At 46.0% G+C, this 4,215-nt stretch carries 3 protein-coding genes and 1 pseudogene; 3 read left to right on the top strand and 1 reads right to left on the bottom strand.

The genetic code is table 11. The features are described 5' to 3' along the window. The 3 genes and pseudogenes from PsAD37_RS28605 to PsAD37_RS20635 form a co-directional block, all read left to right on the top strand. Positions 1–269 (top strand): annotated as a pseudogene (locus tag PsAD37_RS28605) (hypothetical protein); the annotation flags it as partial. A 159-nt stretch (positions 270–428) separates the two neighbouring features. Beyond that, on the top strand, positions 429–2,957 hold the full coding sequence (locus PsAD37_RS20640) for a TonB-dependent receptor (protein WP_084408000.1): 2,529 nt from the start codon (positions 429–431) through the stop codon (positions 2,955–2,957). 104 nt (positions 2,958–3,061) lie between these two features. Continuing rightward, a complete protein-coding gene (locus PsAD37_RS20635) occupies positions 3,062–3,838 on the top strand; it encodes a heme acquisition protein HasA (RefSeq protein ID WP_063297742.1) in 777 nt (258 codons plus the stop codon). Between the two features lie 188 nt (positions 3,839–4,026). On the opposite strand, the gene PsAD37_RS20630 is transcribed toward PsAD37_RS20635, so the two are convergent. Further along, positions 4,027–4,215 (bottom strand): IS3 family transposase (locus tag PsAD37_RS20630; RefSeq protein ID WP_153039681.1); only part of this gene is annotated, 189 nt, incomplete at its 5' end.

Genomic DNA, 4,215 nt, shown 5'->3' with positions numbered 1-4,215 from the left:
CCTTCTGGCTCAAATCGCTGATCACAAGATCACCCGCCTCAACGATCTCATGCCGTGGTGTTACGCTGCTAAGCCAGCGTAACAGGGCCTATTTCCGTTTTGTAGGTCGGGTTCGCCGGACGCACACGTTGGATCCTCGTATCATGTCCAAACGTGTGACTGGTGCTTTTAACCTCAATGAGCCGAGACAAAGTTTGGATGCAATCTCAGCAGCACATTCTGTTCAACTCAGAGATTTCAGTTTCTTTGTTGCAATTTCGATGATCTAAGCTTTTGATATATTTATTGAAAAAATCAAAATACTCATACTTTTAAAAATATGAGTATTTTTCTCAGAAAATAAACCTCTCCAGATCGTCTCTTCTAGGAAATAGGGCGTGAGATTAGCGCCTAGTAGTAATCCAGTGGCGAGTTTGGAAGTGGTATATATGGAAACGGGGCATAAGGTGGGATTTCGCCTGGGGGGGCGTCACACCAAATTACTAGTAACAGTTTTGCTTGCATCATTGTTTCAAACAACTGCGTTATCACTACCCGTAGTGTATGCGCAATCTGGGTCAACGACGACTGAGTTAACCAGGCAGACATCATTCAACATTCCTGCAGGTTCATTATCAGCTGCACTTATGCAGATTGGTCAGCAAGCCAGCGTTCGGTTGTCTGTTAACGCCAAGAATATCAAAGGCATTCGCATATCAGGCTTCAAAGCCGTTATGGCAACTCAAGATGCCTTGGATATGCTGTTAGATGGAACAGGGCTGATATACGAGATTGATCCATCTGGAATTATCATCATTTCTAGATTTCAGGATGCCATCTCAGCTGATAGCGATGATGCAACACTCCTACCTGTCATCGTGACAGCTTCTTCCGGAGACCCTGTTGGCTGGCAAGGGGCACCTGAATGGGTTTACGAAACACCTCGTGCGGTCAGTGTTATTGGCCGAGAAGAGATCAAAAACTCCAATGCTCGCACCGCAGCAGACCTCTTTGCTGGTGTGCCAGGAGTGACTGTTGCCGATAACCCACAAGATCCCGGTATCAGCATCAATATTCGTGGCCTTCAGGACCAGAACCGCGTGAATGTGATGATTGATGGAGCACGCCAGAATTTCCAGAAAGCTGGTCATGATGAAACTGGACGCTTTTACGTTGATCCTGCTTTTGTCCGCCAGATTGAGATTGAAAAAAGTGCCATATCGGGTGTGGGTGGTGCAGGCGCTATGGGCGGTGTGGTCAATTTCCGAACAATTGAAGCCAAAGACCTGATCAAGCCTGACAGATCCTACGGGGTTGAGGGAAAGCTGGCAGCTGGTACGAATGCCTACAACTTCAACGGCAATCTCGCTGCTGGCATAAAACTGACTGACAACGTCAGTTTCGCAGCTGGTATCAGCAAAAAGAACCTTGGCAAATATCAAGCGGGTAACAATGGTAGTTTGGAGTTTAGTGAGACTGGCCAACCAGTTGTGTTTACCGGATCAGAAACGCTATCCTGGCTTACAAAATTAAACATCGATCTCAATGATGACCATACATTAGTACTTGGTGCTCTTGGTTTCCACGATGCATTCACGAACAGCACAATCGGTGGTGACTTTCACAACGATAGCGATATCACCAACATAACAGGTACAGCAACTTACACTTGGCAGCCCGATGACAGTTGGTTTGACCTGGAAGCTAAACTCTGGGCGAACCGTACGCATAATGATCAATACCGCTTAGCACGCACATCTAGCGGAGGCGGCTTCGATAATGATTTCGCACTCAATTCGTTGGGTGGTAGTCTTCAAAACATAAGCCAATTTGACCTTTCAGCGCTATCGATTTCCTGGAATTATGGGATTGAAGCGTTCAAAGATGTTGGAGAATCAAAATCAAAACCAGATGTATCAACGGTTGATCCGGATAGCTTATGGATTGGAGCCGACCCAAGTGGTGAACGTAATGTTTATAGTGCATTCAACCAACTAGCCTTTTCTTACAAGGATTTGATCGAGCTAAATTTCGGCTTACGATATGATCAGTTTAATTTGAAAGGCACCTCAAAAACGCTTGAGTACGACCTATCTGGAAACACTTCAGTTGTCGGACAGAATATCTCTAACTCGGGAAACAGGTTCTCTCCAACGTTTGCTCTCTCCATCACCCCATTAGATGGACTGCAATTCTTCGGTAGATATTCAGAAGGCTACAGAATTCCGACCGTCATGGAAACATTCCTTGGTGGCGAACATACTGGTGGCGGACTTCCATATCTTCCGAATGGGGCGCTGCGACCAGAACTTGCCAAAACCTGGGAAGGAGGCCTCAACATCCAACTTGATGATCAGTTTAGTGAAAATGACACACTGAGACTCAAGTTCTCTTACTTTAATCGAAAAGTCGAAAATTATGTCGCATTGGCAAGTGTGGCTGGTGTTACTTTTGATCTAGGTGGTTTCCAGTACCAGATTCCCTACTATCAATATGCCAACCTTTATGAACCAATAAACACGCAAGGTTTTGAGTTAGAAGCATTTTATGATGCAGGTAACTTCTTTGCAGGCGTCGCATATAACCGAAGTTATATCGACTTACCCAATGCTTTCACATTTAATAATCCCTACACGATGCATGGGAACGCAGAAGACAGGGTTATCTTGCTCAATGTTGCACCTAAAAGCAAACTTAGCGCAAACGGTGGTCTTCGGTTTTTAGATGAGAGACTGACAGTGGGCGGACGTGTCACATACGTAGAGCCTGATGGCCAATTCGGCTTCTTTAGTGGTGGTTACAAGACAGATGACTATACCATCGTCGACCTCTACGGCTCCTACGAGTTCAATGAAAACGCGACACTACGAGTAGACGTAAATAATCTGGGTGATGTTGCTTATGTCAACGCACTGACCGCTGGAGAGTTTCCATCTCCAGGCCGCACCGTTACCGCTGCTTTGAACTTCACATTTTAACCTACCTGCCAGCCAGCTTTACGCCAGCCAGCCTGACTGATCGCATGAGCGATCCCTCTCAAACGTTCTGAGAAAGAACACAACCTCCACAGGAAGAGGAAATCATGGCTGTAACAATAAATTTGAGTGACGCAAACAACAACGGTAACGGCATCAATATGCCTGCGTATTTTGCGGATTATAACCAAAACTTTGATCGTTCTGGATGGGGCCACTTCTCTTCAAACCCCTTCGATTTCAGCGGTAACAATTATGCTGCAACAAACGGCTCAGCGCTTTTACCATTTGTCAGTGACAGCGCTCAATCATTCATCGTCGATTCTGGTTCAGCCGGAGACATCTCTTATAGCTTGACCAACCATGTCCTTAGTGGAGCGGTTGATAGTGTCTCTTTCGGTCATGGTCTCGATTATGACTCGTCCTCAGACTCTTTCTCACATACGACCAATGACATTGACATCTCCGGCTTAGGACTATCTGGCTCGGGCTCAGGTAACCCGGTACACAACGTTGTCTATGGCCTCATGAGCAATGACACGACAGCGCTGGAAGTTCAACTTAACGCCAATGATCTGGTCATCAACGGTAGCTCAGGGTCAGATACCATCCAAAGCTATTCAGGCGATGATGTCCTTACTGGCAACGCTGGCAATGATACATTTGTCTTCAACTCGGGCTCAGGCGCTGATGTAATCACTGACCTTGCTGCAGGTGATGTGATTGATGTGCTCGGCAACTGGAACGGCGTGAGCGAATTTGACGACCTCATCATTGATTACGCATCGGATCCAGGTAGTGCGGTTATCTCTGCCGCAGGCACAACTGATACGATTACCGTAGAAGGCTTCTCATCAGGCCTGGACGTCAGCTTCTTCATCTAACTTTTGTCAGAATAACATCGCTGACTTCAAAAATAAAATACAGGCCGCACACCATGACACTTCGAAATACTATGGTGTGCGACTTGTCTTCAATGAACAGCTCTCAAATAAATTAGATTCTGAGATTGCTTAGTTTGCAGTGGCAACTCACTCAACGCATTATCACAGCCAGCGCCATGTGGACTGACCTAAAGAAAATGGAGAGCCTCTGTCTCACTATTTCTTTTCTGTCTCTCGAACGCGATTGGCAATTGATAGCCTAACGACGAGTGTCGCCTGATTGGATTGTAAAAGCCCTCAATGTAAAGGCCAAGTGCCTTTTCTGCCTTCTGACGAGTCTGAAAGGTAGTTCGCCACAACATTTCAGACTTAATGGT

The sequence above is a fragment of the Pseudovibrio sp. Ad37 genome (genome assembly GCF_001623075.1).
GTDB lineage: Bacteria > Pseudomonadota > Alphaproteobacteria > Rhizobiales > Stappiaceae > Pseudovibrio.
This window is presented reverse-complemented; position numbering and strand designations above follow the sequence as displayed.

Bases quoted from the DNA above. Each gene is read 5' to 3' on its own strand.
- PsAD37_RS20640 (WP_084408000.1), top strand. From the start codon at position 429: ATGGAAACGGGGCATAAGGTGGGATTTCGCCTGGGGGGGCGTCACACC.
- PsAD37_RS20635 (WP_063297742.1), top strand. From the start codon at position 3,062: ATGGCTGTAACAATAAATTTGAGTGACGCAAACAACAACGGTAACGGC.